Here is a 26,496-nt window from a genome sequence, read left to right on the forward strand (position 1 = left end):
TGTTCGGGAGATTAGTCGTCAGAATGTCAAAATAATACTTAAACCCCCGCGCTAGATTAAAACTCGCGGGGGATAATGTCGTTAATCACAATGCTCTAACTTATAATTGTTCCTACCAGATTTTTTTACATGATACAAGGCGTCATCCGCCTGTTTAAGTACCTTTAATAATTCTTGCTTTTCAAAACTTACTGCACCAATACTAGCAGATAATTGACATTCCTTTATGTCGACGTCCCATGATTTGAAATCTTGTAACACATTAGATAAGTGTTGGTTGATCGTCTCTGCTGATTCTTGAGGCCAGTACATAACGAATTCATCACCGCCTAATCTTACAACAAATGATGACCTGCCAATCGTATGTTTTCTAAGTTTCTCTGCGACCTCCATTAATACCTCATCACCAACCTGATGACCAAGGCGATCATTTACTAGTTTAAAGCCGTCCAAATCGAGAAGAGCAATGATACCTTTGTCGTTAGACACGGAAGGATACACGGCTTCAAGAAATGACCGATTATACACCTTCGTCAAGTGATCGCGATAGGCTTCATATTGTATCTCAATATAGAACGAAAATAATCGTGCAATTCTTTGAATTAGTTGAACGCTTTCAGATTTAAATGTAGTCGGCTCGTCATTTGCCACACATAAGGTACCAAATCGTTCTCCTGAATTTAACACGATCGGAATCCCTAAATAAGCTTTTATATTCACATCATTTAACAATTTTCGGGCGTCTCCTAAATCTTTTGCTTGGTCAATATTTTCATAAATTAAAGGCTTTTGATTCTCAAAATCTACACGATGGCAAAGTGCACCTGACAAATCAGAGATGTCGCCCTCTTTTAGTTTTACTGATGTGTGGTGTTCTGCTACTTTAATGGTGATTTGTTCATAATCTGTCAGTGCATTGATGTATAAGGTCAAATCGGGAAATACGCCCTTTGTGATTTCTAAGACGTCTGTCGTTAATTGGTCTAAGTGGCGATAAATAGCGATCTCAAAATGGGATAAACTCATATGCTATCTCACCTCCGGGTTTAATTTAAGTTTACATCATTTGTAACAATAATGAAATCGTTTTCATTTTACGTCACTTAAACGTTTGGGTAGTATTTGTTACTTGAATCCATCCTTTATGGTTTAAAAGTCAGATGAAAGCGTTATTCTATGAAGTCAACTTAATTAACCACTTAAAAGAATGAACAGTAGACAAAATAAATGAACGACACACCAAAAAGTAGACCAGCATGTTCTTAAGCTAGGCAACGAACTTACGCCTAGAAGATCTATAATAATAAGTAGTCAAGGTGTGTTGAATCACCTTCGGTCCTCCGAAGCGTCTGGTAGCGACTCAGGCAGAGGGGGGTTACGCGTATCCGAAAATCCTTTCAGGCGGCCGCTGGACGACTGAAATAGTTGAGGTAGCTCTGCCGAACGCGTCCGCCAGTAAGCGTAGGAGGACCGAAGGTCCGCTCTAAACCTCCCTATTACCAGAACGCCTATGCTACAATAGCCTCGGAGGGATCACCGATGAAACGATTTAACATTGCCATTACTATCGCTATACTTCTTATGCTCGTCGCCTTTTCGCTCGAAAATATAGCCGTCACAATAACGGCACTTGCTATCGCTACAGCCGCATGTGGCTACCTTGGCTATAAAGAATTTCAAGCTAGCAAAAAGAGCGTATGGGCCTATACGACGTTTATTGTTACCTTTATTATTGCAGCCGTATTAATCCAAAATATTTTAGCAGTCATGTAAAAAACCGCAGCAACCGCTGCGGTTTTGTTTTACACTTCTTTTACAGAAGCGATATATGGAAGGTTACGATAACGTTGCGCATAGTCAATCCCGTAGCCAACGATAAAACGATCTGGAATCTCAAAGCCAACGTAGTCAATCTGCAGCTCTACTTGACGGCGCTCGGGCTTATCTAAGAGTGTACATACTTTAAGCTCCTTTGGCTTGTGCATGTGCAGATGATCAACGAGGAAATCAAGCGTTAACCCGCTGTCCACGATATCTTCGACAACTACCACATTCTCACCCGTGATATTGCTATCAAGATCCTTTAAAAGACGTACTTTACCCGTTGTCTCTGTTGCGTCGCCGTAGCTTGAGACGGAGATAAAATCGATTTGCACGTTTTGCGAAATCTCACGCATCAAGTCAGCCGCAAATACGAAAGATCCCTTTAACACAGCGATTAATACGACAGGCTCGCCGCGAAAATCCTTCTCGATTTGCTCTGCTAGCTCCTTCACGCGCGTCTTAATTTGCTCCTCTGAAATCATCGTTCCATCAAGCTCATATGCCATCTTAATTCCACCTTTTTGTCCGTTTTTCATCGTCTCTATCCTACCATGATTTCACTCATAGTAAAATAATTATTTTTGTCAATTTCCGAATGATAAGACCACTACTATTTTAGAAAATTAAGCTATATCCTTATTAATTAAGGGTTTTACACTATAAATATATGATTGATTAGCTATCGCCTAACAGGAATGTTCGTGTTTTAGTGTATAGCGCGAGGGTCCTTCTTAGCTACCAACAAGGGTATTGGCAGGCTAATGTCGAAAAAAGGGTAATGTGGTTAAGCCAAAGAAAATAGGATAAAAAGGGGTGCTGGCTTGTGGATAAGAAGCAGTCTCTCATTATGATGATTAGCGGTGTGCTGTCGATTGTAGCGGTGCTCTATTTACTTTTTGCGTTTTAAGAGGATTTTTGCGTGTGAAGGTTGTGTTTTTAGGGAAGCGGAATAATGCAGGATATGGTAAAGATTGGAGACGGATGCAGTGAAATTACGATTAGCGGAAATGAAGGATGCAATGGGTATTGCAAAGGTCCACGTTGATTCGTGGAGACAAACGTATGAAGGTATCATACCGGATGATTATTTAGCGAGTTTATCATATGAGAGTCGTAAGGAGCTCTGGGAATACCTGATTCCGAAGGTGCATGCAAATGTGATCATTGCCGAAGTGGATGGGGAGATCGTGGGCTTTGCGTCTGGTCGGATTGATCCGAAGACGTGTGAGGGCGAGATCGGCGCTATTTATATACTGCAGGGATTTCAAGGGCGTGGTATCGGGCGTGAAATGATGCAGCAACTATTTGCCTTTTTTGAAAAGGAAAATGCGGAGCGAGTGAAAGTGGAGGTGCTTTCAGCTAATAAATCTGCTAGCTTTTATGGTAGCTTTGGTGGACGCGAATATTGCACGAAGGATATTGAGATTGCCGATGGCTTCCATGAGGCAACTTATTACGAATGGACGGATTATAAAGCAGTTCTAGAAAAATAAGAAATGCCTCCTCTATGTTTGATGGTGCTCTGAATGCGGGAATGAGACTCTTGTGAAAGAGTTTTTCGGAACATCACACATATGGATGGAGGTTTTTTTGTGAGTCAAACAGTTAAAGCAAGAGGAGTACGTGGAGCGAAAGAATCGTTTGAGAAGGTAGAAATTACGCGTCGTGATTTAGATGAATACGATGTGCAGATTGAAATAAAGTATGCGGGTATTTGCCACTCGGATATTCATACCGCTCATGGAGAATGGGGCGAAGTGACGGATCCGCTTGTACCAGGTCATGAAATCGCAGGATATGTGACGGATATTGGATCGAAGGTATCTGCTTATAAAGTCGGAGACCGCGTCGGTGTTGGCTGTATGGTCGACTCTTGCGGGAAATGTAGTAGCTGTGAAAAGGGTGAGGAGCAATATTGCCTAGAAGGTAATGTACCTACTTACGCTGGTGTGGATAAATACGGAGAACCGACGCAAGGTGGCTATTCGACGCATATCGTTGTGACAGAAGGTTTTGTCGTCCGCATCCCTGACGAGCTACCTTTAGATAAAGCGGCACCTTTATTGTGCGCTGGTATCACCACATTTTCCCCATTAAACCATTGGGATATTGGGAAAGGGTCGAAGGTTGCGGTCGTTGGTATGGGCGGTCTCGGTCACGTTGCCGTGAAGATTGCGAATGCCATGGGCGCTGAAGTGACGGTGCTGTCTCGTACGCTTGCGAAGGAAGAGGACGGCTTAAAGTTTGGTGCGAAGCATTACTATGCTACAGAAGATGAGGAAACGTTTGAGAAGCTTGCTGGTTCATTCGATTTCATCTTAAATACGGTCAGCGCGAAGCTGGATATTAATAAATTCTTAGGGCTCTTAGCATTAGATGGAACGCTTGTTAACGTTGGCGCTCCAGCTGAGCCACTCGATTTACACGTGTTCTCGCTAATCCCGCAGCGTCGTTCGTTTGCAGGCTCGTTGATTGGCGGTATTCGTGAAACGCAGGAGATGCTCGATTTCTGCGCAAAGCACGGCATTGAGCCGGAAATTGAAGTCATTTCAGCCGATGACATTGACGAAGCCTACGATCGCGTGTTGGACTCCGATGTGAAGTATCGATTTGTGATTGATACGGCGACGATTTAAGGTTGGGCGTTAATAGATAGATCGTGTGTAAAGGGAAGGAGACTAGGCATGAGTTCGTGCCTAGTCTTTTTGCTGTTTGTGGGTGGTTTGCGGGAGCGTTTTAGGGGAAGAGACACGCAATCTAAGAGAAGTGACACGGAAATCGGCAAAAAGAAGGAGAAGAGACACGCAATCTCCGAGAAGTGACGCGCAATCCACCAAAACGAGCAAGAAGTGACACGCTATACCGAACCTTCATCAACTAAAACCAAAGCCCTGACACCGCGACACAAGAAAAGCCCCACCGCATGGGGGGCTTTTCACATCGCGTTATTTAAACTGTCGCCTTCTGACGGTTGCGGACAAACTCATGAATTTCGTTTTGGAATCGTTTAATGTCGACTTCCGCACCAGTTTGCAGAGCGGCGCCACGAGCAATTTGCTGCACTTTTTCGGAGGTCTTCACAACCTCTTCCCACGTCGTTGCCCGAATAAAGAAGCGGGCTGCGGCATAGTCTGGAATGATATTAGGAGCATCGCCACCGTGTGTGATAATCCCATGAATGCGAATCGTGCTTGCTAGCTGCTGACGCAGGGCATTGATGCCTGAGAATAGCTGAAGCACGCCGTCTAGCGCGTTTATCCCTTCTTCTGGTGAACCAGCCGCGTGGGCTGCACGACCGGTAAAGTGAAATTCTAAAGGATCTACTGCAAGTGTTGCGCCTGTTGTCCCTGTTTCTCTTGATGGATGAATCATTAAGGCTGCATCAATCTCATCGAAGAGTCCGGCTTTGACGAAGCTTGCTTTTGCGCTACCATTTGGTCCGCCTTCTTCGGCGGGAGTCCCGTAAACATAGACGGTGCCACCGGTTTGTTCCAGATCATCGGCTAGGGCAATTGCGGCTGCGACGGATGTTGTGCCGATAATATTATGACCGCACGCATGCCCAAGGCCTGGCAAGGCGTCATATTCTGCTAGAAACACGATGTTACGTCCTGGCTTTGAGCTTGATTTCTTCCCAATAAACCCTGTTTCATGACCGGCAATCGATGTTTCTACGTCGAAGCTCGCGTCTTTTAATAGTGTTACTAGTTCAGCAGCTGATTGTACCTCCTCATTTCCGATTTCGGAGTAACCATGAATCCGCTTAGCAGCCTCAATATACGTGTCCTTTTTCTGGTCAATTCTTGCTTTCAATTCGTCTCGGATCGCCATTATTATTGTCCCTCCTTTAAGTTTTGTACAAGCTCATCAAGTGTTTGCTGCAAATCCTCCTGTGGAATATCGACCACAATATTTCCTCCGTTAGAATCGTCGACAACAGCTTGGGCAATGTCTTCCTCTTGATAAATTTGAGCAATAGTATGGTAGGCTTCGTTGTCTTTCTCCTCTGCGCGTGTCGCAAAAACGTTAATATAAGGCGCTGCTTCGTCACTGTATGGATCATCGTGTACGAGTGCTTCGTCTAAGAAAATATCTGCCTGTGTGGCAATTCCACTATTGATAATAGAGCCGGCAACGTCAGGTAACACTCGTGGTGTTTGTTGCGCAACGACTAATACAAATTCTAGATTCTTTGGATTTTCCTCAATATCATCGACGGTCGGATAAAGCCCTACATCCTCACGAAGGGTGATTAAGCCTGCGCTCTCAAGCACTTTGAGGCCTCGTCCCGTATTAGCGGGGTCGTTTGGTAGCGCGATTTCGCCGCCATCAGGAATATCCTCGATTGACTCATGGTTGGTTGAGTATAGTCCAAGAGGTGCAATAACGGTAGAGCCGATTGGCGTGATCGTTTCATCGTACTCCGCGTTGTATTGGCTTAGGAAAGCTAAGTGCTGGAACGAGTTGAGATCAATCTCTCCATTCACAAGAGCCGTGTTAGGTAATGCGTAGTCTGCAAATTCGATTAGCTCGATATCGATACCTTCCTCTGCAGCACGGTCTGAAATTAAATTCCAGAACTGACCGTCTGCACCTGTTACGCCGATCGAGACTTCTATGCGGTCCTCCGATGCTTGTGATTCTCCACATGCTACTAGTAAAAGTGTAAGTGCCCCTGTTAAAAATGCTGCTTTTCTCATGATTAATCTCTCCCTATCTTCTTAAGAATTTTCGTGATAATTTGTTTCCGGCAAACTGTGCGATTTGTACTAAAATAATGAGTATAGCGACGGTGACAAACATGACAGACGCGTCAAAGCGATGGTAGCCGTAAGTCATGGCGAGGTCTCCTAAACCGCCACCCCCAACAATCCCTGCCATAGCAGAAAAGTCGATTAAGGCAACTGTCACAAAGGTTAGTCCCAAAATAAGTGGACCGAGTGTCTCTGGAATGAGGACACCATAAATAATTTGAAAAGGGGATGCACCCATTGCTTTTGCGGCTTCAATTAAGCCTGGATCAATCGCAACAAGGTTATTTTCCACAATGCGGGCGATCCCGAACGAAGCAGCAATTGTCATAGGAAAGATGGCTGCTGTCGTTCCAATCGTTGTACCCATTACCAATCTCGTTAAAGGTGTAATAGCGACGAGAAAGATAATAAACGGAATTGGGCGAATGATGTTGATTAACACATTGATGAAAAAGAATACGACTTTATTTTCTAAAATATTGTCCTCACGCGTGACATATAAGGTGAGACCGATCGCGACGCCGAAGATACTGGCGAAGGCGAGTGTGAAGAGGACCATCGTAATCGTCTCACCGGTCGCCTCCACAACCCTGAGCCAAAACGTACTCCAATCAACTCCCATGATTGATCACCTCCCGAATCTCGACGGTTGTTGCGAGCTCTTCTATGGCTCGCTGAACCGCGATTGGATCACCGATAAACTCGACAATTAAGTTGCCGTAAAGCTGATCCTGTAACTCATTGACACTGCCATAAGCAATATTAAAATCTAGATCGTACTTACGTGTAACCTTTGATAATAATGGTTGATTGGTTGATTCGCCTTTAAAAATGACCCGATAAAGAGGGTTAGTATGGCTATTGCGTAAATGCGTTAATAGCTTAATAGATAGTCGATCATTTAATACAGAGCTAATAAAATTCTTTGTCGTGGCTGTTTGTGGATTCGAAAAAACGTTGAATACATTTCCACTCTCAATCACGCGACCATTCTCCATGACTGCAACACGATCGCAAATCGTTTTAATCACGTGCATCTCGTGCGTGATGAGAAGAATTGTGATGCCGTATTCTTCATTCACCTTTTTTAATAAGCGAAGAATATCATCGGTTGTATCAGGATCAAGTGCAGACGTTGCTTCGTCACAGATAAGGAATTCCGGTGACGTGGCTAGCGCACGAGCAATGCCAACGCGTTGCTTTTGACCGCCAGACAGTTGCTCAGGATAATGATCGGCTTTGTCCTTTAATCCGACAAAGTCGAGCATGTCGTTGACGATGCGCGTCACTTCTCGTTTTGGTTTTCGTGCAAGTCGTAGTGGATAAGCAACATTGCCAAAAACCGTCCGTGACGAAAATAGGTTAAAGTTTTGAAAGATCATGCCGATTTGCTGACGTTGGCGACGAAGATCCCGTGGTTTTAATGACTGAATGTCTTGATCGCCAATGAGGATGCGACCTTTTGTTGGGCTTTCGAGTAAGTTAACGAGTCTAAGTAGCGTGCTTTTACCCGCTCCACTGAAGCCGATAATGCCAAATATTTCTCCTTTATTCACGGTCAAGGACACGTCATCGACGGCAAGGATGTCCTTTCCATTTGTGGTAAAGCTTTTTGTGACTTCATCGAATGTAATCAATGCATGTGCTCCTTTTTACTAAAAGTCTGCTGGGACGCAAAAAGGCACCTCCCCCTATGTGTTGGGGGTAGGTGCCTTCTGTCGTCAGATCAGCAGCTAGTTTGTTTTTTTCTGATTCGGAAATCGTTTTTTCTCGGTTACGTCTACCTGGGTGATTTCCCCATTGTGCACAGTTACTGTTACTGTGCCAAACTCAATTTGTTTTAAGACGGACTGGACATACGATTCTTTTGTGGTGCTCTCACTCATCGTAGGCGAACCTCCTCTGTTTGGTTTAGTGCTTGGCGTAATTCCTCCACCGTTAGCTCATATAGTTGTTGGTTACCGATCTTAAAGTGACCTGCTTCGAGCAACCGTGTAATGAGCTGTTGCTTTGTGCTTTCCTGTGAGGCATTCATGTTCTTTTCCTCCCTAGGTACGCAAAAAAGCCACTTCTTCGTCCGATAAGAAGCGGCAAACATGCGTCTTATCTGTCAGGCTTTCGCCTGCTGGATTTGGCACAGTGCTACAAGTAGCCTGCTGCCGAGGGTTCATTGGGCCAGTCCCTTCCCCTCTCTGGATAAGGTATTCAGTTTTCGATTCGAGCATATAAAAAAGCCCACTTCACAAGAAGAGGGTAGTTGACTACTATCTCTTCTTATCTTTGTAGCACAAACGCTACTGGACTTGGCACAGTACCGCATGCGGCCTGTTGCCGAGGCTTCGTAGGGCCAATCCCTCCGCCTCTCTGGATAAGAGTGTATGTGTTCGATTCGATAATCAGTACTCTATCTTAGTATCCTTAAAATGTCAACTGCTTATTGAGGAAAATCTTGAGAGAGTCGCACGAATGGAGAATCAAAACCCATATTCATGCTATTATGAGAGTACCAGCCAATTATACTTCCCATTTAAGGAGTGGTTACTATGGATTCGTTTCTCTTCAATAAGTCAAATACGCGAATAAAAGATATGATAAATTACAGAGAACATGCGGTTGCGCTTGAGGGTGTGAGTGAACACTTGTTTACTGAATTTGGACATACTTTCTATCAATTTTCTCTCCAAGAGGAACTTGTGGATATTTGGAAAGTGCTCCAAGATGATATTAAGCATAACGCGAACGTAGAATTTGTTACATATGTTTTTGAGTCAGTTGAAGCATTTAAGGTTACAACGGAGATAGAGGAAGATCGTCTGCGGGTAAACTCTAACCTGAATATTGATAATTCGGTTTACTACTATCCTGATTTTGAGGTTGCTCTAGTTAGAATTCCGATTTTTCGTGAGCATATGAACTATGAGCAAAGCTTCGTTTTTTCCACGTCACAAACAGCCGTCAAACGCTTCCTTCATTATGTATACAAACAAAATCGTATATATAGTAAGGCGCACATGTCTATGCTCATTGATACATTAAATGGAGTAGAGGAACGACGAGAACAAATTACAACAGCTGTATTAAGAGAAGATGTTTTATTAGAAGCAGGACTAAAAGAGGAAATTTATCGTTCTATCGATCAATTCTTTCTAGAGGATGGTTCCTTTTTTAAGACGTATGATATTCCTTATAAAAGAGGCATTTTACTATACGGGCACCCTGGAAACGGGAAGACTACGCTTGTTAAATCAATAGCAGGAAGTGTAGAGGCTCCTGTCGTGTACTGGCAGATTACAGAACACACATCGAGCTACACCGTAATGGAAGTATTCCAGAAGGTGGCGAAGTTAACGCCGATGGTACTTGTTATTGAAGACTTGGACTCGATGCCACTAGACGTACGTTCTGTATTTCTTAATACACTAGACGGATCAACATCTAAAGAAGGGGTCTTTTTAGTTGGTACAACAAACTATCCGGAGAAAATTGATCCTGCCTTAGTAAACCGTGCTGGTCGCTTCGATCGCTCGTATGAGCTGAAGCTTCCCGGCAAAGAGCTTCGAAGTCAGTACGCAAAAGTTAAACGTTTCGATCGTTTCTTAACCGAAGATCAAGTGGAGCTTTTAGTAGAAAAGACAGACGGGCTCTCATTTGCGCAATTAAATGAACTGTATACGTCAGCTGCACTCCAATGGCACTATGAAGAAAAGGTTGATATTGATGAATTGTGTAGTCAGTTACAAAATGATAATCGAAAAAAGAAGCGTGATGAGTGGAACGAGTCAAACCATGATCCGGTGGGGTTTTATTAAGAGGGTAAGGGTGAATGAGAGGAGTAGCGGTGCGTTTGATGCGTACTGTGAAACTCTTATTTTTGTTGGTTGAAAGCGCGCATGGGAACATGCAGAAATGGTGTTTAATCATGTAACGTACCGCGACCTCTTAACGACAAACAAGGCTAAGAGAAAGTAGAAGGAGGACGAAATGAATGAATTTTTTCAAAGGGGACAATAAATCAAAGCACCACGACCAAGTACAGGAATTCCTATTTGAAGGAGAAGAGCTCCACAGCACGTATGGGCTGATGGTTGATTTTGTGGCGTTGACGTCGCATCGCGTCTTATTTGTAGACCGTTCGATTATGTCGAAGTCGCGCTCTGTCGTAGTGACAATTCCATTTTCTAAAATAGAGGAAATTGCGATAGAGAAGACTGGGTTCCTATCCTTTTCAAACACAATCGAAATTGCAACAAAGTCTGGGAATCATCAGCTACAGTTCACGAAGGGGAGCGATGTGATGGGCTTTTATAAGGAGCTGTCGCAGCGGATCTGCGCATAACTTGCGTAAAATAATGGAATAATGAAAAAGTGGCTTTACAAAATGTGACAACATCACTATGATTAAGCTACTTTATCAAGAGGGAGGTGGCAGGAGGATGCTACGATTTATTGCGTTTATCATGATTATGAGCACACTACTCGTAGACCCGTTGAACGCACAAACGGCCACTGCCATCTCCTCGTCGGACGATAGCATCAGCGCATGGCTTATTGATGACGATCAAGAGGGTACGACCACCTCGAGATCGGACGATGCCAAATTATTTTCGCCACTAGAGGAGCAGGTAAGAGGGGAAGTCGTGGATGACGCTCACAAACTCCGCGAGCACCTCACTGCTGAGTGGAATGAAGCGTACAAAAAGGCAATTCGCATGTCCTACCTCGCGGAGAGCGCGCTCTAACTCACTCTTATCAAATTCGTTTTATATCCGACTTTGGTGAGAAAAGAGGGATGAGCGATGAGCCAGAAAAAAGACGATAAACCGTTTGACGACGGGTTCTCCGAAGCACTACGAGGACTTGGTATCGGGATGGTTATGATGATCGTATTCTTTTTACTGCTACACTTCGTGTTTGGCGTACAAGCTTTTGCGTAATAGAAATAGAGAAGGTTCTTAGAGGGGAAACAGGACATGAGCATGACGGAATTTTTGCAGGCAGCAGCGACGTTCGGGAGCGTGGAGCTCACAGTGATCGTCTCTGTTGTATTATCAGGCGTACTCGTTTTGATGAAGCGAGTACGTGAAGTTATTTGGCTGAACATCACGATTTACGGTGGTGTGGCAACGAATTTTATGTTGAAGCTGATCGTCGGACGTGAGCGCCCAGGCGAGGAGCGGATGATCGAGGCGTTTGGTTTCTCGTTTGAAATGGAATCCTACAGCTTTCCGAGTGGACATACGATGCGTGCGACGATTTTAGCGCTGGTCGTTGGATATGTGCTGTTTAGGTTCGTGCTTAAAACAGGAGCGATGAGACTCGTAGCAGGAGCGGCACTTTTGTTCGTTGTCGCGTCCGTTGCGACAAGTCGCGTGTACTTCGACTACCATTTCGTGTCTGACGCGATCGTGGCGGTCCTGGCGGCTGTAGTGTTTTTTGCGGCGATGCTTTGGACCAAGCGTTTTGCAGAAAATCGGGTGAAGATGGCATAGGGTGGTTCGGGTTTTATAGAGGAGTTCTTAGGGCTTGTTGCTTAAGGGCTAACTAGTTTTAAGAACAGTCCTTTGGACTAAAATGACCAAGTACTAACTAGTTTAAATCAGCTCTTCGAGCTGTCAGCCCTCCAGACATTCTACGACATCCATAGGGCCGGTCTTTGAGCTTCCTCGTCGGCAGGGTGCGGCTGCCGCCTTACCCTTAGCGCCTCCTGCGGGATCTCAAAGACCTCTTTCCCCTATGGATTGTCTCCGAATGTCCTTCGGGTCTGCCAGCTCTGCGTTTGATTTAAAAAATTCGAAAGGGAAGGGCCTTCTTTTTGTAGAAGGGTGGCTACCCCTAAAAGTTAGAGTTTTTATTATGCAGCTAATTGGCTGGTTTGTGTTCGGTATTCGACTGGACTAAAACCAGCCAATTTTTCTTTTGATCGTATATGGTTGTACCAGTAAATATATTCTTCAATCTGCCTTTTTAATTCTTCGTAGCTCACTAATTTTTCTCCATAATACATTTCTTGTTTTAATATACCAAAGAAATTCTCTATTGAAGCATTGTCTGCGCAGGTTGCTTTACGTGACATGCTTTGAAATACTTTATTTTCTTTTAATGTCCTCACCCATTGGTTGTGCTGATAATGCCAGCCTTGATCGGAGTGGATAGTCGTACGATAGGTTGCCTGAGCTCCTAGTACTTCTATTGTTTCTTTTAAAGGTTCCATGACAAGATCTAATGTTGGACGTTTCTTGATACCAAACGCGATAATTTCCCCATTGTAAAGATCAAGGAGTGGATTTAAGTACAATTTCTCTTCTCCTAGACATTTGAATTCTGTAATGTCGGTTACTAATTTCTGAAAAGGAATAGGCGTGCTAAATCGGCGGGACAGTCGATTCTTCGCTACCTTTCCAACCTTACCCTTATAAGAATTGTATCTACGAGACTTCCTCATAAACTTTACGCATTTTAACCCTAATTCCCTCATAAGTCGATACACTTTTTTGTGATTAATACACCAGGCTGATTTCTTTAATTCCTTGGTAATGCGTTTATAACCATAACGTTCATGAAACGCCTTAAACAGCTCAGTAATGACTTCTTTTAGTTCTCTATCCGGATCTTCTTTCCCAAAGTTTTTCACATGATAGTGGTAGGTTGATTCTGGAATACCTACAATAACTAGAATATCTTTTAATCGGTATCCTTCTTCTTTGAGTTCGAACGCCACTGTTGCTTGTGCTTTTCGTGGAAGGCATTCGGATTCTCTCGAAAAGCTCTCAACTTTTTAGGTAGGCATTTTCTAGCCGCAACAGTTCATTCTCGCGTTCTAGTTCGTCTTCACGTGTTAACTTCTTCTCTTCTTTTCCCTTTGATTTATTACTGTTTTTAGACATAGAAGGTCGCTCCTTTGATCTTGGTTTCAGGCCTCCTAATCCTTGTTCATTAAATGTTTTCATCCAACTGTAAATTAAAGCAGGATTATTCAATCTAAATTGTTCAGCAGTTTCCTGAAAAGAAGCACCTGTCTCAAGCATAAATTGTATCGTATCCACTTTAAATTGAACAGAGTACGCCTCATTCGTTCTTCTTCGTTTTAATCCTTCAACCCCTTGCGTTTTATAGGATCTTACCCAATTTTGTAGTGGAGTTCGAGAGGGCATATTATACTTTTTAGCTAATAATTTATACCCGAGATTTCCATTCAAATATTCGCTAACAAGTTTCATTTTAAATTCTTCACTATATTTGGCCATAAAAACACCCCCGAAAGTTAGATTATCTACTCTAACTTTCGGGGGTCGGTACCAAGAGGCTCTTTTTTTTTGAGTGGCTCTTTGGCAATTTGGGTTTTATGTACCGTATAGAGAAAGAATGTACGGTATGCGGGATTTATGTACCGTGTGGAGAAAGAATGTACCGTATACAAAATTTATGAACCTTACACAAAATAAATGAACCGTAGCCCCATCAAAAAAAGGCGCTAACCCAAGCACGGGTTAGCGCCTTCCTTACATATTAGCTTCCTAACTTACGCAACACCTTCACCCTTTTTTCTACCGAAATAAAAGATTCCGAAGAATAAGAAGAACAGGGTCATTAGCGTCGAGCCGATTAAGAATGGGATCGGGCCGAACTGGAAGATGAGTGGCATGGCGGCTGCTGTGACGAGACCGCCGCCGACGAATGGTTCAAAGAGTACCTGTTTATAGCCAAAGCCTTCGAGAGCTGGTGTCTCGTTATTTGGATCAGCTACCTTCATCAATAGAAGTCCAGTTGCCGCGATACCTGTTGCTTGACCGAAGTCACCGAGACCACGCTCAAACCAGTGCGACGGAATCATCTTCGGTGCGAGATAGAGGAATGCGAAGACATTCCATCCAATACCGATCGCAGCAAGCGCTAGGAACGGCACAAGATTATCACCGATTACAGCGATCGAAATCGTCGCGAGTGCACTCACAATAAGAACATCTAGTGAGAGACCGCTAATGCGGTTAACCGTTTTGCGATCAATAACGCGGAAGCGGTCATATTTATCCGATAGAAGCTGCACGATAATACCACCGATCATCGCAAATGGGAAGAGTGGCACGTATTCAAACAGATAGACGTCTGTTGCCGGACCATAGGTCACAGCCTCGAGCCAAACAAAGCCTTCAAGAAGCACCCAGCCAAGTCCAATTGCAAACCCAACGTACGCAAGGTGAAGCGAGAATGGATCGACCGACTCAGGACGAGTTGTCATCTCGGCACTAGCGTCACGGTTATCAAGTTCCACAATACCCGTACGACCTTGGTCAGAAAATGTTGCGGCGTTCTCGACGTGCTTGGCATTTCCTCTGCGCACACCAATGTTGATTAAGATAATACCAATAATAACCCCACTTAGAATACCGACAGTAGCAAGACCGAGTGCAAGGTCATACCCTTCCGCGAAGCCTAGGTCACCGAACGTATCGCCAAGACCAGCGGCAGTACCGTGACCACCGACGAAACTGATCTCAATCAGGGCACCGGCAAGTGGATTTGTGCCGAAGAATGGCGCTAAAATAAGGAGCACGAGTAGCATACCGACTACATATTGCCCCCACGATACCATTTGCCCCATGGCAATTTGCGGTCCACCAATGTTCCACACCTTTTTAAGGTTAGGAATGCTTGTCCCTAAGAATAGAGAGGCGAAAACGACGTTAATAAATAGCCCAGGCAACGTCGCCCACACATCGAACATAAATGAGGGGAATAATCCGTCAGCAAGAGCATGATCTGGAGACACAACGGCCCCAATAATACGGCCTAACACTTCTGGTCCAACTAAAAGCGCGATGACACCTGCGATGATAGAGGAGGGTAAAAAAAGTTTTTGTAAAAACGGAGAGAAGACACGAATCCACTTTCCAATAATTAAAAATAGTCCAATGATAATAAAACTGAATCCTATTTCGTTTGCTGTCATAGAGGTTGCTCCCTTCGTAGATAGATATCGTATGTAGATACAGCTGTCCGTATATCACGATACCCGATTTACGAAAAAAATGCGCACGTAATTTTCTATAAATATGTGGGAACGGAAAGCGGGAAAAAGAAAATGTTGGGACTTTGAACGAGATGAGAGCGCTTCGCCGACCATTTTTCTCATGAAATAGTTAAATAGTCTTGTATAATCTCAAAAAGTAAGAAATGGAGACTATGTGGTACCTTGTAGCCATTTTACGTAAATGAGCGTTGTAATCTATCAATCTCCTATATAATGAGGACGAAATCATTCAGGAGGTGGCATAAACATGTCAAAATGGTTACTCGCACTATCGATGGCAATGCTTTTATTCGTCCTTCCGCAGGCAGTGTCTGCGAATGATGCGCCAACGGTAGCTGTGAACGAGCAACAGATCTCATTTACATCTGATCCATTTTTACAATCAGATCGCACGATGGTCGAATTCCGTCCGATCTTTGAAGCGCTTGGCATGAGCGTGAATTGGGATGCGGCGTCCAAGTCGATCGTAGCATCCAATCAGGACGTGACAATCAATTTGCAAATTGGTAGCACAGAAGCATCCGCCAATGGGGAAGCGCGTACGATAGATGTAGCACCTTCCATTGTTGATGGACGCACAGTTGTCCCACTTCGCTTTGTATCTGAAGCGGCTGGTGCCGATGTAAACTGGCAGCCAGGCGGTGAGATTCAGATCACGGCAGAAGGCGCGACGCCAGTGGAGTCTGTTACTGGCTCGGCATTTGAGCAAGAGGTTGTTCGCTTAACCAATCAGGAGCGAGCAGCACAAGGATTGCCTGCACTTCAAGCTGCGTCTGACGTGGCTGATGTAGCCCGTATCAAGTCCGAGGACATGCGCGACAATAGCTACTTTTCACATGATAGCCCAACGTACGGTAGCCCATTTCAAATGATGGAGCACTACGGCCTTGATTTCCGTGCTGCGGGAGAAAATATAGCGGCAGGACAGCGCACACCAGAACAGGTAGTAGAAGGCTGGATGAACTCACCAGGACATCGTGCAAATATCTTAAGTGAACGATTCACTCACATTGGTATTGGCCATGCAGAGGGTGGCGACTACGGTCACTACTGGACACAAATGTTTGTGAGTTACTAAGTTTAATAGGTAAAGGATCAGGCACACGTGCCTGGTCCTTTTTTTGTGTTTGGTGGCGATTTGGGGAGGGGCGTTGGACACATGTTGAGAGAACGTGAACGCATGAACAACAGGTTCGTACATCGGATGCTATGTGCTACCGCCGTGTAGGGTCTTTGACATTCGGCATTTGGGCAATTTGATTATTTGGTGGGAAGTGACATGCAAGTTTGGAGAAATGAAGCGCAATGTGACGAAATGAAGGAAAAGTGACACGCTATGCTTATATGCTCAAATATTCACAAGGTGATTTGAGTTTATTGTGAAAAATTACTTTACTTCTATGACGAGCAGGAGTATATTTATATCAACTAGATAGTATCTTTTAGATATACTTTTAACGAAGTAGGTGGTTGAATGCCGAAGACGAATCGGACACGTGTGGCGGTGTTAGGCTTACTAACGACATCGTGCAAGACTGGTTATGACATGAAGCAGTTTATTGATCAAAGTTTAGCGTATTTTTGGAAAATTAGCTACGGACAAATTTATCCGACGCTAAAACAGTTAGTGGAAGATGGCGCTGTACGTATCAAAAACGAGAACGCTGACAAGAAAGAATATGAGATTACGAGTGTTGGTCGTGAGGAGCTTACCAACTGGCTCTCTGAACTCCCAGATGCTTTGCCTACACAGAAAAACGAGTTGCTTCTCAAACTTTTTTTCAGCAAAAATCAAGAGGTTGAGAAGTCAGTAGCGCTACTCCGGCATCAGCAAGAGTTGTTAGAGGAGAAGCTTGCGGCGTATGAGGCGATTGAGGAGATGATTCGGGAGAGCGACGAGGAGTCAGAGGACGAACTGTATTGGATGATGACGCTTGATCACGGCAAACGGCTAGCACGGGCGTCGTATGAATGGTGTGAGGCTTCGATCAAAACACTGAGAGGGTGACGGGCTATGGCAAAGGTGCATCAAGGAAGATACATGGCGGAGTTGGAGCAGGATGTTGTGGTGTTTGTGATTGGAATGCGGATAAATAAGCTACTGTCCGTGCGTCAATGGGGCAAGGTGTTTCGCGCGATGCCGCCGATGATCAAGGAGCTATACACGCAGCGAGAGCACGGCTTTTTATCGCAGGAAATGATGATTGGCTGGCGCACGATTACGATGCTCCAATACTGGAAGTCATCAGACGACTTGATCGCCTACGCCCGTCATGGCAAGCACTTGACGGCTTGGCGTACATTTAACCAAAAGCTCGCTGCTTCGAATGCTGTAGGAATCTTTCACGAGACGTATGAGCTGAAGAACTACGAGGCAATTTACGGCAACATGCCGGAGTTTGGGTTAGCAAAGGCCGTTGGCCACAAGGCAATCACGAAGCCGCATGAGAGTGCGAGGGAGCGGTTGGGTGATGAGTCAGTAATAACTAAGGATTAATTTATATTCTATGTAAAATAAGTGAGCGAATTTAATAGATTAGATTTATGAAAATAGCCAAGTGGTTGGCATAAAAAAGTCTCCTTACTTATAAAACTACGGTTTAATAAGTAAAGAGACTATTATTATTTAAATACTTATTCAGCTACGCGCTTTCTTCGACCAAGTAGCACTACGCCTCCAAGTGCCGCTCCCATTCCAAGCATTGTATAAAGTAGACCGTTAGAAGCCGTATTTGGCATCGCATCGCCTTCTTCAGCTTCATCGCCGTCTGACATTAGTTGGCCACGAATTTCGCCGTCTGGATACGTGTCAGTATGAAGATTAGCATAGATATCACCTGCTACAAGTGCCATAGAAAATTCTTCCCAGCTTAACTCCCCTACAAGGTCATCAGCTGATAATGTTCCGGAAGCTACTTCTCCGTCGTAGTCCATAGGCTCATCATTCTCAAATAAAAATAGCTCTACAGGGCCGTTTTCGCCAGCTGCTCCGCTATGTAAGTGCCCCGCCATTGTTCCAGTCAAGTCATAAGCTTCAACTTCGAAATCTAATGATTCGCCGTCTTCGCTGACTTGAATGTGGATGTGCCCGCTAGCGTCACTATCAACGTCGTGAACCTCTTGATCCGGTGTCATTTCCGCCATAAATGATTGACCCTCATGAGCCGCAGAAACAGCTCCCATAAATCCAGTAAAAGCAAAGATTGATGCCGTTGAAACGATTAATGATTTTTTCATATGATCTCTCCTTGGAATAATTTCCACTAGTTAAGTGGTTGATTAACTATCCCCTTCTACAAAATATTTAAACGCTTACATTTAAATTATTGTAATCTATTTCAAATTTATCGATACAAATACCACTTTTATTTGGCGAATGAGCCTATAATTACACGTAAAAAAATAATGACTCATTAAAAGAATGAGAGTGAATTATTCTGTTAATTTCGGAGTTCGAGGTGTAGAATTGGTTTAAATAGGTAATAAGTAAAGGAGATGCACTTGCAGGGGAGTGGCAAAAATGAGAAATGTAATCGCTACAATTTTAATGATCGGTGGTCTTACTTTTGGAGGGTTTAACGGTTATATATGGATAAAGGAATCTTCGTCTGGAAGTGAAAAGATTGGTCAACACGATATCGTAGTTCAAGAAGAATCGCATATGGAACAGATTGATACACACTCTTTCGAAGAACAGGCTCTAAATGATACATCTATAAATATGACACAAGAGGAGCTTCTGTTGACTAGCGGTGCACCTAAAAATGAGCTTTCACCTAAAGAGTCTCGCGATTATTCAGAGTATGCACGAGGAGACGACGTGGGGTGGCTACTGATTCCTGCACTAGACCTTAAGTATCCTATCTATTGGGGTACAGATGATGAAACGTTAACTCAAGGAGTTGGCTACCATATTGGGGATTTTACTACGCCTCCTGACGGACTAAGCCATACGGTTTTGTCAGGTCATCGTGATACAGTCTTTCGTGAGCTAGGTGACTTGGAAGAAACGGACACAATGTATGTGCAATTTGAAGGCGTTCAATACGAGTATCAGATCAATAAAACGTGGATTACGGATGCTGACGACCGTAGCGTTATTGTGCACAAGGATGAACCAACGCTGACGCTTACGACATGTTATCCATTTAGCTTTATAGGACCTGCACCTGATCGATATATAATCGAAGCGAATTTCATTGGGAAAGTAGAGATGTAGAGTTGTATCGTGAATATACCCACTCCTTTTAAAGAAGCGCGCATATCTTGCTATAAATTAGGATGAAAAGAGTTGGGTTTAGTATGAACAACAATTGCAACTCATCAAACGAAAACGCCTCACTAAAACTAGCCATAATCGGAGCGTTTATCGCTACTATTGGAGACGCGATTAGCACCTACGCAGCTGTGTTAGCGCTTGACGAATCGGTAGCATCAGACCAAGAACAGGCTGTACAGATGCAAGCTATCCAACAACAGATTGATGAGCTCAAAAACGCTCAATTCGCACCTATGAAAAACCATCAAGATCAGCAAATGCTACAGATGCAACAGGAAATCGAGCAATTAAAGATGGCTATTTCCCAGAAAAATCCTTATGATAATAAATAATCATGATCATAAGGAGGTATTAAAATGGAAGAAAAAGAGCTGCAGACGTTTTTGGCGCTAGAGCATACGCATATTAGAGATGACGTTCGTCATGACACGAACCTATTGAGCGACATTTTGTCGGATGATTTCGTTGAAATTGGCAAGAGTGGGGCCATTTTTAATAAAGCCGACTGTTTAGAGACTGGCGTCAGTACTATTGATGTGACCATTACGGAGTTCGATGCGCGCTTTTTGGCACAAAATCTCGTGCAGACGTTTTACCATTCTGCGGACAACGTCTCGCAAAAGAATGTGCGTCGAACGACGATATGGCGTCTAGAAGGGGAGACGTGGCGAATGCTGTACCATCAAGGTTCTATTGTGTTGTGAAATAAAAAAACCTTATGGAGACTTACATACTAATTTGCGATCCAACCATGATTTGATACCCTACCCGCGCTACCACTCAACTAGCGCAGCAAAAAAGGACTCTCGCGAATCGTGCGAGAGTCCTTTCTTCTTCCTGTTTTTTTCACAGCTTGAGCTAATTTTTGCACAAGCCTCTCTGAATTTAGCACCACGCTCTCTCATTCGAGCACAGCCCGTCCTAAATCCAGTAGATCCACCGAAAACCTACTACATTAAATAACCCTACTTCATCCCTTTCAACATCTGCCTAAACGCAAAGATATCCGTATGCTCATCGATCACGACAAGCTCAATGTCTAACGCATCCGCAAGGTCAGCTATCTCATGCTTCGTACATGTAAACGACAGCACCGTGTGATGAGCACCGCCAGCGTAAATCCATGCTTCGGCCGATGTCTTAAAGTCTGGCTTTGGTTCCCATAGCACCTTCGCAACAGGGAGACGAGGCGTTGCTTCTGGAAGTGCCACAGCCGTTACCTCATTCACTAGTAAGCGGAAGCGATCGCCCATATCAATTAAACTTACATTAATGGCGTCACCTTGCACGCCATCAAAAATCAAACGTGCCGGATCATTTTTGCCACCGATACCTAATGGATGCACCGCAATCTCTGGCTTATCCGTTGCGATCGTTGGACATACCTCGAGCATATGAGAGCCCAATACCTTCGTGCCGTCAGCGCCAAAGTGGTACGTGTAATCCTCCATAAAGCTCGTGCGATCGTTGTTCGTCAGCGTCTTCATCATACGCGTGAGTGCAGCTGTCTTCCAATCACCTTCGCCAGCAAAGCCATAGCCCTTCTCCATCAGTCGTTGTACAGCAAGACCAGGCAGCTGGTCCATGCCATGCAGATCCTCAAATGTTGTGGTGAAGGCGTGGTAATTATTTTCGGTCAAAAAGGCCTCCATCGCGAGCTCGATTTTAGCTTGACCGCGCACGGCCTCCATAAAGCCTGCGTTGTCACGATTTGTCTCACTAATATGATAGATCTCGCTATACTCCTTTACGCGCGCATCAATATCGGCGTCGGAGAACTTCGCGTAGTAGTCTGTAATATCGCCAATGCCATATCCGTCGACTGTCCACCCTAAGTCACGCTGCGCTTGGACTTTATCACCCTCTGTTACGGCTACGCCACGCATATTATCGCCGATTCGTGCAATGCGGAGCGTACGACCTTCTTTCACCGCCGCCATCGTATTCATCCACTGCTTGATCTCCTGCTGCGTATCAGTATGCTTCCAGTGACCTGCAATGACGCGGCGATTTATACCAAGTCGCGTCACGATAAACCCAAACTCACGGTCGCCGTGCGCAGATTGATTAAGATTCATAAAGTCCATATCAATCGTTTGCCAAGGGATCTCTTCGTGATGCTGCGTGTGTAGATGGAGCATCGGCTTGCGGAGCTCTAAAAGCCCCTGTACCCAGCGCTTAGCGGGAGAAAATGTGTGCATCCACACGATAATACCAGCGCAATTTTCCGCAGCATTAGCCTGACGAATGGCTTCTGTAATTTCTTGCTCCGTCGTCACAACTGCGTGCGCACGAACAGGGTAGGGGAGAGTCTCGTCTAATGTCGCGACAATTTCCTCTGACTGTGAGGCAACAAGATCAAGTGTCTCTGGTCCGTATAAGTGCTGGCTACCTGTAATCATCCAAAATTCGTTAGTTTGTGTCGTCATTTATTCCACCGCCTGTGCTTCTGTAAGTTTATCGTGCGAACGTCCTTTAAGGAGATCCTTCATGAGGCTACTGCTCTTACCGAAGTAATCGTGTAGCTCCTTGTAGGCGTTAAACAACTGTTTATATTTCACTACATTTTCTTCAATAGGTCGATAAGGTGTTGGTTTGACTCGCGCCATTTTTGCGGCAGCATCGGTGATTGTCGCAAAACCACCATTCTCTTCACCAGCAGCAACAGCCGCAAACATCGCCGCTCCAACCGCCGGTGTCTGATACGAATCAGCGACGTAAATCTCGCGCTCATTTACATCCGCGTAGATTTGCATGAGAAGTGGATTCTTTTGAGGGAGCCCACCGCATGCGTATAGCACGTCAACTGGCACGCCATCGCCTTCAAACGTATCGACAATTTGACGAGTGCCGAATGCCGTCGCCTCTAAAAGGGCACGGTACAATTCTTCCGGCTTCGTTTGTAGCGTCATGCCGATAAACAGCCCGGATAGCTGAGTGTCCACAAGTGTGGAGCGGTTGCCATTCCACCAATCAAGTGCAACAAGACCACTTTCTCCTGGAGTGAGCTTACTCGCCTTTTCTGTTAAAAGTTGATGAATGCTCACGCCCTCGCGCGCGGCTTCCTCCGTATAGCTTACAGGGACGCACGTCTCGACGAACCAGGCAAAAATATCGCCAACAGCTGATTGACCCGCTTCGTAGCCATAGTATCCAGGGATAATTCCGTCTTCTACAACGCCGCAAATTCCATCGGAGTATACTTCCTTTTTGCCGAGTAGCATGTGACAGATTGATGTCCCCATCGCCATCACCATTTTGCCTTCGTCAACCACACCTAACGCAGGAACGGAGGCGTGCGCATCTACGTTCCCGACAGCGACAGGTAACCCTTCTGGAAGTCCCGTCTTCGTGGCCATATCGCGAGTTAGCTCGCCAGCCTTGGATCCAGGAGAGGCGATTGCACCTTTCAATTTATCGCGCACAAGATTCTCGAGCTTAGGGTGCACACTTACAAAAAACTGCTCTGACGGGAAGCCGTCCTCTTTATGCCATGCAGCCTTATAGCCCGCCGTACAGCTATTGCGTGTAAACTCGCCGGTCAGCTGTGAAATCACCCAGTCTGTCGCCTCGACAAAACGATCTGCTTCGTCATAGATCTCAGGAGCTTCATCTGCAATTTGATATGCCTTTGCAAGCATCCACTCGGATGAGAGCTTGCCACCGTAACGCTGAATAAAATCCTCACCCTGCTCAGCTGCCTTCGCATTCAACTCATCCGCATGACCTTGCGCAGCGTGATGCTTCCATAGCTTAATCCAGCTATGTGGATTGTCTGCGTGCTCCTCTTTAAAACAAAGCGGCACATCCTTTTCATCGACTGGTAGCATCGTACATGCCGTAAAATCAATGCCGATCCCAGCAATGTCTTCCGCATTTGCGCCAGAAGCCTCAAGCACAGCTGGCACAGATCGCGATAGCACCTCGATATAATCCTCTGGATGCTGTAGCGCCCACTCGTGCCCAAGTCGCGTTCCATTCGGAAGCTCCCGGTCCATCACGCCGTGGGAGTAAGGCGTCACATGCTCCGCAATCTCCTTCCCATCCGCGAGGGAGACAAGCACCGCGCGCCCAGACTCCGTGCCATAATCAACGCCAATCGCGAACTGCTTCATCGTGATTCCTCCTTCTTCTGTTGCCCGTAGTAGGCGTTAGCCCCATGCTTTCGTGAAAAATGTTTGTGAAGTAAATATGGAGATATTTCCTTGGAATCAGGATTAAGCGCTCGTGTTCGTGCCGCCATTTTCGCCGTTTCTTCTAGCACAACCGCGTGGTAAATGGCTTCTTCTGGAGAGCTACCCCACGTAAACGGTGCATGTCCGTGAACGAGAGCTGCCGGTACTTCATTAGGAGAGATGCTACGATCGTCAAACATGTCGACGATTACTTTACCTGTATCTCTCTCGTAAGCACCTTCAATTTCTTCCTTTGTCATTGGTTCCGTACAGGGTACGGGACCGTTAAAGTAATCGGCGTGAGTTGTGCCGAAAGCAGGTAAATCAAGCCCTGCCTATGACCAGCTAGTTGCCCAGGAAGAGTGGGTATGTACAATCCCGCCGATTCCATTAAAGTGTTTGTATAAATACAGGTGAGTAGGGGTATCGGATGATGGAGAAAGGTCTCCTTCCACTACGTTTCCGTCCATATCCACTACGACCATTTGTTCCGCAGTTAACGCCTTGTAGCTTACACCACTTGGCTTAATGACCATCAAGTTCGAGTCGTGATCAAATCCGCTCGCATTACCCCATGTAAAGGTAACAAGATTATATTCTTCTAACGCTTGATTCGCTTTGAGTACCTGTTCTTTTAGCTCTTGTAGCATCGGTAGGCCTCCTTTTTATGCTGATAGAAATAACGATTTCAGCCGGCTGTGTGCCGGCTGAAACAAGGGGGGAGTTACTATTACTGATCCATTCGTGGACGTACACTTTCTTCTGCTTGCTCTAGTGCTTCCTGTGGCGTTTGTGACTGCTCACGGATAACGTTAAACATCACGTTTGTATCAATTTCATTTAATACGTCCGGCGTGTTTGTTGTGATATTTACACCTTGTACTTCATCGCGGATATCGAGTAACAACTCGAAAATATCATCGTTAAAGTACTCGTAGAATGGGCTGTCTGCAAGGATTTCCTCTGTATCCCACACATCCCAACGAGGTGGGTCAAAGCCTAGTTCTGTCCAGAGATTGATGTTGCCTTCTTCGGACATTTTTGCAAAGTATAAGAAGTCTTTTGCAAGATCTACGTTTTCTGACTGGCTCGTGACAGCCGTACCTGTTCCACCCATACCAACTGTACGTGCATCTGACTCGTCGAATACTGGTAGTGGTCTAATTTCCATTTTGCCTGCAAGGTCAGGCATTTCCGCTAAGAAGTTTGCCATGAAGAAGAGAGGCATGATGGCAGAACCTGCACCACCGCTGTTCATAAAACCATAGTATTCTTCTGAGTGGTTTTGCTCACCAGGTGTAATACGCGCAATTTCGTGCTCGTTGACCATGTCGTTAATAAAACCAAGTGTTTCCACGTTTGTTTCGTTTGCTAGCGTAAGTTCGCCTTCGTCATTAAAGAAGTCAGAGCCACGCTGAGCGACAAATGGCCAAATACCATACCAGTTCGTGGAGATAGTCGTCATTGGCACACCAGTTGCTTCAACAACCTGCTTACCTGCTTCCACGTAGTCATCCCACGTTTCAATAGCATCAATATCCACGCCTGCTTCATCCATAATCTCCATGTTGTAATAAACAACGGTTGCACCTAAGTGTGTTGGAGCTCCGTAAATGTTGCCGTCTTGTGAGTAGATATCGAGTCGTTCTGTGATGAATTGATCCATTTCATCCTCAATTAGATCGTTTAGAGGCTCAAGCTGGATATCACCCATCAAAAAGTTAGGGAAGCGTGCGATTTCAATATCGACAAGATCAGGAGCCTCAGAGCCTGACTGTAATGCTAATAGTAAGTTGTTGTGCATTTGATCAAATGGATAGACCTCTGCTGTTAGCTGGATCGGTGTATCAGGGTTCTCTTCGTTCCAACGTTCTGCAGCATTTTCGAAGAAGGATACGTGTGTATCCGCGAATGTCCAGAAGCTAAGCTCCGTTGCATCCTCAATATCGTCCCCAACAACGACAACTTCTTCTGCGTCGCCACCATCGGCTGCCCCGGCATCATTTGTCCCATCGTTGTCTCCGCCACCACACGCAGCCAGTAACGCAGCTGATGCGAATACGGAGGATAACCATACTCGTTTTTTCATTGCACTTCCTCCTCATTAATCGTTGTGTCAACGCTTACAAAAATGAGTAAGCGTAAAAACGATAAGTCCTCAAGCAGTTATCCAACGAACATAATTCATTGAATAAATTATTTGATAACTCTTAGTCTATTTTAGTTATGCGTACAAGTCAAATGGTTTTTACAAGAAAAAATTATTCGGATGAAAAAGAGCATATTATTTAATGGTGTGAATAAAAGCCTCATATAAGTGCGAAAAACATGCGATTGCAAGGATTTTTAAGAATACCTTGCGAATATCAGAATAATAAAATATAATTTTGAATTATACATACGTACATGTTATAAGTATATGTAACCGCTTTAGTT

At 44.7% G+C, this 26,496-nt stretch carries 28 protein-coding genes, 2 pseudogenes and 2 riboswitches; of the genes and pseudogenes, 14 read left to right on the top strand and 16 right to left on the bottom strand.

Annotation, left to right across the window (positions count from 1 at the left end; translation table 11 throughout):
- Positions 1–81: 81 nt before the first annotated feature.
- Positions 82–1,026: a sensor domain-containing diguanylate cyclase gene (locus tag FLK61_RS02920; protein ID WP_176008039.1), complete on the bottom strand. Its 945-nt coding sequence runs from the start codon at positions 1,024–1,026 to the stop codon at positions 82–84.
- 513 nt (positions 1,027–1,539) lie between these two features.
- On the opposite strand from FLK61_RS02920, the gene FLK61_RS02925 reads away from it, so the two are divergent.
- Positions 1,540–1,773, top strand: a complete 234-nt coding sequence (locus FLK61_RS02925) for a hypothetical protein (protein WP_176008040.1) — start codon at positions 1,540–1,542, stop codon at positions 1,771–1,773.
- Positions 1,774–1,802: 29 nt separating this feature from the next.
- On the opposite strand, the gene hpt is transcribed toward FLK61_RS02925, so the two are convergent.
- A complete protein-coding gene (gene hpt, locus FLK61_RS02930) occupies positions 1,803–2,330 on the bottom strand; it encodes a hypoxanthine phosphoribosyltransferase (RefSeq protein WP_176011117.1) in 528 nt (175 codons plus the stop codon).
- A gap of 480 nt (positions 2,331–2,810) precedes the next feature.
- On the opposite strand from hpt, the gene FLK61_RS02935 reads away from it, so the two are divergent.
- A complete protein-coding gene (locus tag FLK61_RS02935; protein ID WP_176008041.1) occupies positions 2,811–3,317 on the top strand; it encodes a GNAT family N-acetyltransferase in 507 nt (168 codons plus the stop codon).
- 99 nt (positions 3,318–3,416) lie between these two features.
- Positions 3,417–4,460, top strand: coding sequence for an NAD(P)-dependent alcohol dehydrogenase (locus FLK61_RS02940; protein ID WP_249777665.1), 1,044 nt, complete (start codon positions 3,417–3,419; stop codon positions 4,458–4,460).
- Between the two features lie 334 nt (positions 4,461–4,794).
- On the opposite strand, the pseudogene FLK61_RS02945 reads toward FLK61_RS02940, so the two are convergent.
- The 6 genes and pseudogenes from FLK61_RS02945 to FLK61_RS02970 all read right to left on the bottom strand — a co-directional run.
- Positions 4,795–5,655 (bottom strand): annotated as a pseudogene (locus FLK61_RS02945) (M20 family metallopeptidase); the annotation flags it as partial.
- Between the two features lie 2 nt (positions 5,656–5,657).
- Positions 5,658–6,524, bottom strand: a complete 867-nt coding sequence (locus FLK61_RS02950; protein WP_176008044.1) for a MetQ/NlpA family ABC transporter substrate-binding protein — start codon at positions 6,522–6,524, stop codon at positions 5,658–5,660.
- 13 nt (positions 6,525–6,537) lie between these two features.
- On the bottom strand, positions 6,538–7,200 hold the full coding sequence (locus FLK61_RS02955) for a methionine ABC transporter permease (protein WP_176008045.1): 663 nt from the start codon (positions 7,198–7,200) through the stop codon (positions 6,538–6,540).
- A complete protein-coding gene (locus tag FLK61_RS02960; protein WP_176008046.1) occupies positions 7,190–8,215 on the bottom strand; it encodes a methionine ABC transporter ATP-binding protein in 1,026 nt (341 codons plus the stop codon). The genes FLK61_RS02955 and FLK61_RS02960 overlap by 11 nt, the downstream gene beginning before the upstream one ends.
- 96 nt (positions 8,216–8,311) lie before the next feature.
- Positions 8,312–8,464 (bottom strand): YezD family protein, encoded by a 153-nt coding sequence (locus FLK61_RS02965; protein WP_176008047.1) that lies wholly within the window; start codon positions 8,462–8,464, stop codon positions 8,312–8,314.
- Complete coding sequence (locus FLK61_RS02970; protein ID WP_176008048.1) at positions 8,461–8,613, bottom strand: Fur-regulated basic protein FbpA; 153 nt, start codon at positions 8,611–8,613, stop codon at positions 8,461–8,463. Before FLK61_RS02970 ends, FLK61_RS02965 begins: the two co-directional genes overlap by 4 nt.
- A 65-nt stretch (positions 8,614–8,678) precedes the next feature.
- A riboswitch (SAM riboswitch) is annotated at positions 8,679–8,781 on the bottom strand.
- A 68-nt stretch (positions 8,782–8,849) separates the two neighbouring features.
- Positions 8,850–8,953: riboswitch (SAM riboswitch) on the bottom strand.
- Positions 8,954–9,121: 168 nt separating this feature from the next.
- Between FLK61_RS02970 and FLK61_RS02975 the strand changes: the two genes are divergently transcribed.
- The 5 genes from FLK61_RS02975 to FLK61_RS02995 all read left to right on the top strand — a co-directional run bounded on the left by FLK61_RS02975 (position 9,122) and on the right by FLK61_RS02995 (position 12,067).
- Positions 9,122–10,387 carry an AAA family ATPase gene (locus FLK61_RS02975; RefSeq protein WP_176008049.1) on the top strand — a complete coding sequence of 422 codons (1,266 nt, stop codon included), beginning with the start codon at positions 9,122–9,124 and terminating at the stop codon, positions 10,385–10,387.
- A 176-nt stretch (positions 10,388–10,563) separates the two neighbouring features.
- Positions 10,564–10,914: a PH domain-containing protein gene (locus FLK61_RS02980; RefSeq protein WP_176008050.1), complete on the top strand. Its 351-nt coding sequence runs from the start codon at positions 10,564–10,566 to the stop codon at positions 10,912–10,914.
- Positions 10,915–11,011: 97 nt separating this feature from the next.
- Entirely contained in the window at positions 11,012–11,317 is a 306-nt protein-coding gene (locus FLK61_RS02985; protein ID WP_176008051.1) for a hypothetical protein, read from the top strand.
- A gap of 57 nt (positions 11,318–11,374) precedes the next feature.
- On the top strand, positions 11,375–11,512 hold the full coding sequence (locus FLK61_RS02990) for a hypothetical protein (protein WP_176008052.1): 138 nt from the start codon (positions 11,375–11,377) through the stop codon (positions 11,510–11,512).
- Positions 11,513–11,548: 36 nt separating this feature from the next.
- Complete coding sequence (locus FLK61_RS02995) at positions 11,549–12,067, top strand: phosphatase PAP2 family protein (protein WP_176008053.1); 519 nt, start codon at positions 11,549–11,551, stop codon at positions 12,065–12,067.
- Between the two features lie 362 nt (positions 12,068–12,429).
- Here FLK61_RS02995 and FLK61_RS03000 read toward each other — a convergent pair whose 3' ends face one another.
- The 3 genes from FLK61_RS03000 to FLK61_RS03010 form a co-directional block, all read right to left on the bottom strand.
- On the bottom strand, positions 12,430–13,296 hold the full coding sequence (locus FLK61_RS03000; protein WP_176008054.1) for an IS3 family transposase: 867 nt from the start codon (positions 13,294–13,296) through the stop codon (positions 12,430–12,432).
- Between the two features lie 49 nt (positions 13,297–13,345).
- A complete protein-coding gene (locus FLK61_RS03005) occupies positions 13,346–13,822 on the bottom strand; it encodes a helix-turn-helix domain-containing protein (RefSeq protein ID WP_176008055.1) in 477 nt (158 codons plus the stop codon).
- A gap of 275 nt (positions 13,823–14,097) precedes the next feature.
- Entirely contained in the window at positions 14,098–15,525 is a 1,428-nt protein-coding gene (locus FLK61_RS03010) for a sodium/glutamate symporter (protein WP_176008056.1), read from the bottom strand.
- A 328-nt stretch (positions 15,526–15,853) separates the two neighbouring features.
- On the opposite strand from FLK61_RS03010, the gene FLK61_RS03015 reads away from it, so the two are divergent.
- The 3 genes from FLK61_RS03015 (at position 15,854) to FLK61_RS03025 (ending at position 18,103) form a co-directional block, all read left to right on the top strand.
- Positions 15,854–16,684, top strand: coding sequence for a stalk domain-containing protein (locus FLK61_RS03015; RefSeq protein WP_249777666.1), 831 nt, complete (start codon positions 15,854–15,856; stop codon positions 16,682–16,684).
- A gap of 396 nt (positions 16,685–17,080) precedes the next feature.
- On the top strand, positions 17,081–17,614 hold the full coding sequence (locus tag FLK61_RS03020) for a PadR family transcriptional regulator (RefSeq protein ID WP_176008057.1): 534 nt from the start codon (positions 17,081–17,083) through the stop codon (positions 17,612–17,614).
- A 6-nt stretch (positions 17,615–17,620) separates the two neighbouring features.
- Positions 17,621–18,103, top strand: a complete 483-nt coding sequence (locus tag FLK61_RS03025; protein ID WP_176008058.1) for a DUF4188 domain-containing protein — start codon at positions 17,621–17,623, stop codon at positions 18,101–18,103.
- Between the two features lie 137 nt (positions 18,104–18,240).
- On the opposite strand, the gene FLK61_RS03030 is transcribed toward FLK61_RS03025, so the two are convergent.
- Positions 18,241–18,843, bottom strand: coding sequence for a CHRD domain-containing protein (locus FLK61_RS03030; RefSeq protein ID WP_176008059.1), 603 nt, complete (start codon positions 18,841–18,843; stop codon positions 18,241–18,243).
- A gap of 283 nt (positions 18,844–19,126) precedes the next feature.
- Here FLK61_RS03030 and FLK61_RS03035 point away from each other — a divergent pair, with 283 nt between their 5' ends.
- The 3 genes from FLK61_RS03035 to FLK61_RS03045 all read left to right on the top strand — a co-directional run bounded on the left by FLK61_RS03035 (position 19,127) and on the right by FLK61_RS03045 (position 20,589).
- A complete protein-coding gene (locus tag FLK61_RS03035; RefSeq protein WP_176008060.1) occupies positions 19,127–19,825 on the top strand; it encodes a class D sortase in 699 nt (232 codons plus the stop codon).
- An 83-nt stretch (positions 19,826–19,908) separates the two neighbouring features.
- Positions 19,909–20,217, top strand: a complete 309-nt coding sequence (locus tag FLK61_RS03040; protein WP_176008061.1) for a hypothetical protein — start codon at positions 19,909–19,911, stop codon at positions 20,215–20,217.
- A 24-nt stretch (positions 20,218–20,241) separates the two neighbouring features.
- Positions 20,242–20,589: a nuclear transport factor 2 family protein gene (locus FLK61_RS03045; protein ID WP_176008062.1), complete on the top strand. Its 348-nt coding sequence runs from the start codon at positions 20,242–20,244 to the stop codon at positions 20,587–20,589.
- 261 nt (positions 20,590–20,850) lie between these two features.
- Here FLK61_RS03045 and araA read toward each other — a convergent pair whose 3' ends face one another.
- The 4 genes and pseudogenes from araA to FLK61_RS03065 all read right to left on the bottom strand — a co-directional run bounded on the left by araA (position 20,851) and on the right by FLK61_RS03065 (position 26,149).
- Entirely contained in the window at positions 20,851–22,314 is a 1,464-nt protein-coding gene (gene araA, locus FLK61_RS03050) for an L-arabinose isomerase (RefSeq protein ID WP_176008063.1), read from the bottom strand.
- Positions 22,315–24,000, bottom strand: coding sequence for a ribulokinase (locus FLK61_RS03055; protein WP_176008064.1), 1,686 nt, complete (start codon positions 23,998–24,000; stop codon positions 22,315–22,317). It lies immediately after the preceding gene.
- Positions 23,997–24,710: pseudogene (locus tag FLK61_RS03060) on the bottom strand (L-ribulose-5-phosphate 4-epimerase). Before FLK61_RS03060 ends, FLK61_RS03055 begins: the two are co-directional and overlap by 4 nt.
- An 80-nt stretch (positions 24,711–24,790) precedes the next feature.
- Positions 24,791–26,149, bottom strand: coding sequence for an ABC transporter substrate-binding protein (locus FLK61_RS03065; RefSeq protein ID WP_176008065.1), 1,359 nt, complete (start codon positions 26,147–26,149; stop codon positions 24,791–24,793).
- Between the last annotated feature and the right edge of the window lie 347 nt (positions 26,150–26,496).

Origin of the sequence: Paenalkalicoccus suaedae (genome assembly GCF_006965545.2) — a bacterium.
GTDB classification, from domain to species: domain Bacteria; phylum Bacillota; class Bacilli; order Bacillales; family Salisediminibacteriaceae; genus Paenalkalicoccus; species Paenalkalicoccus suaedae.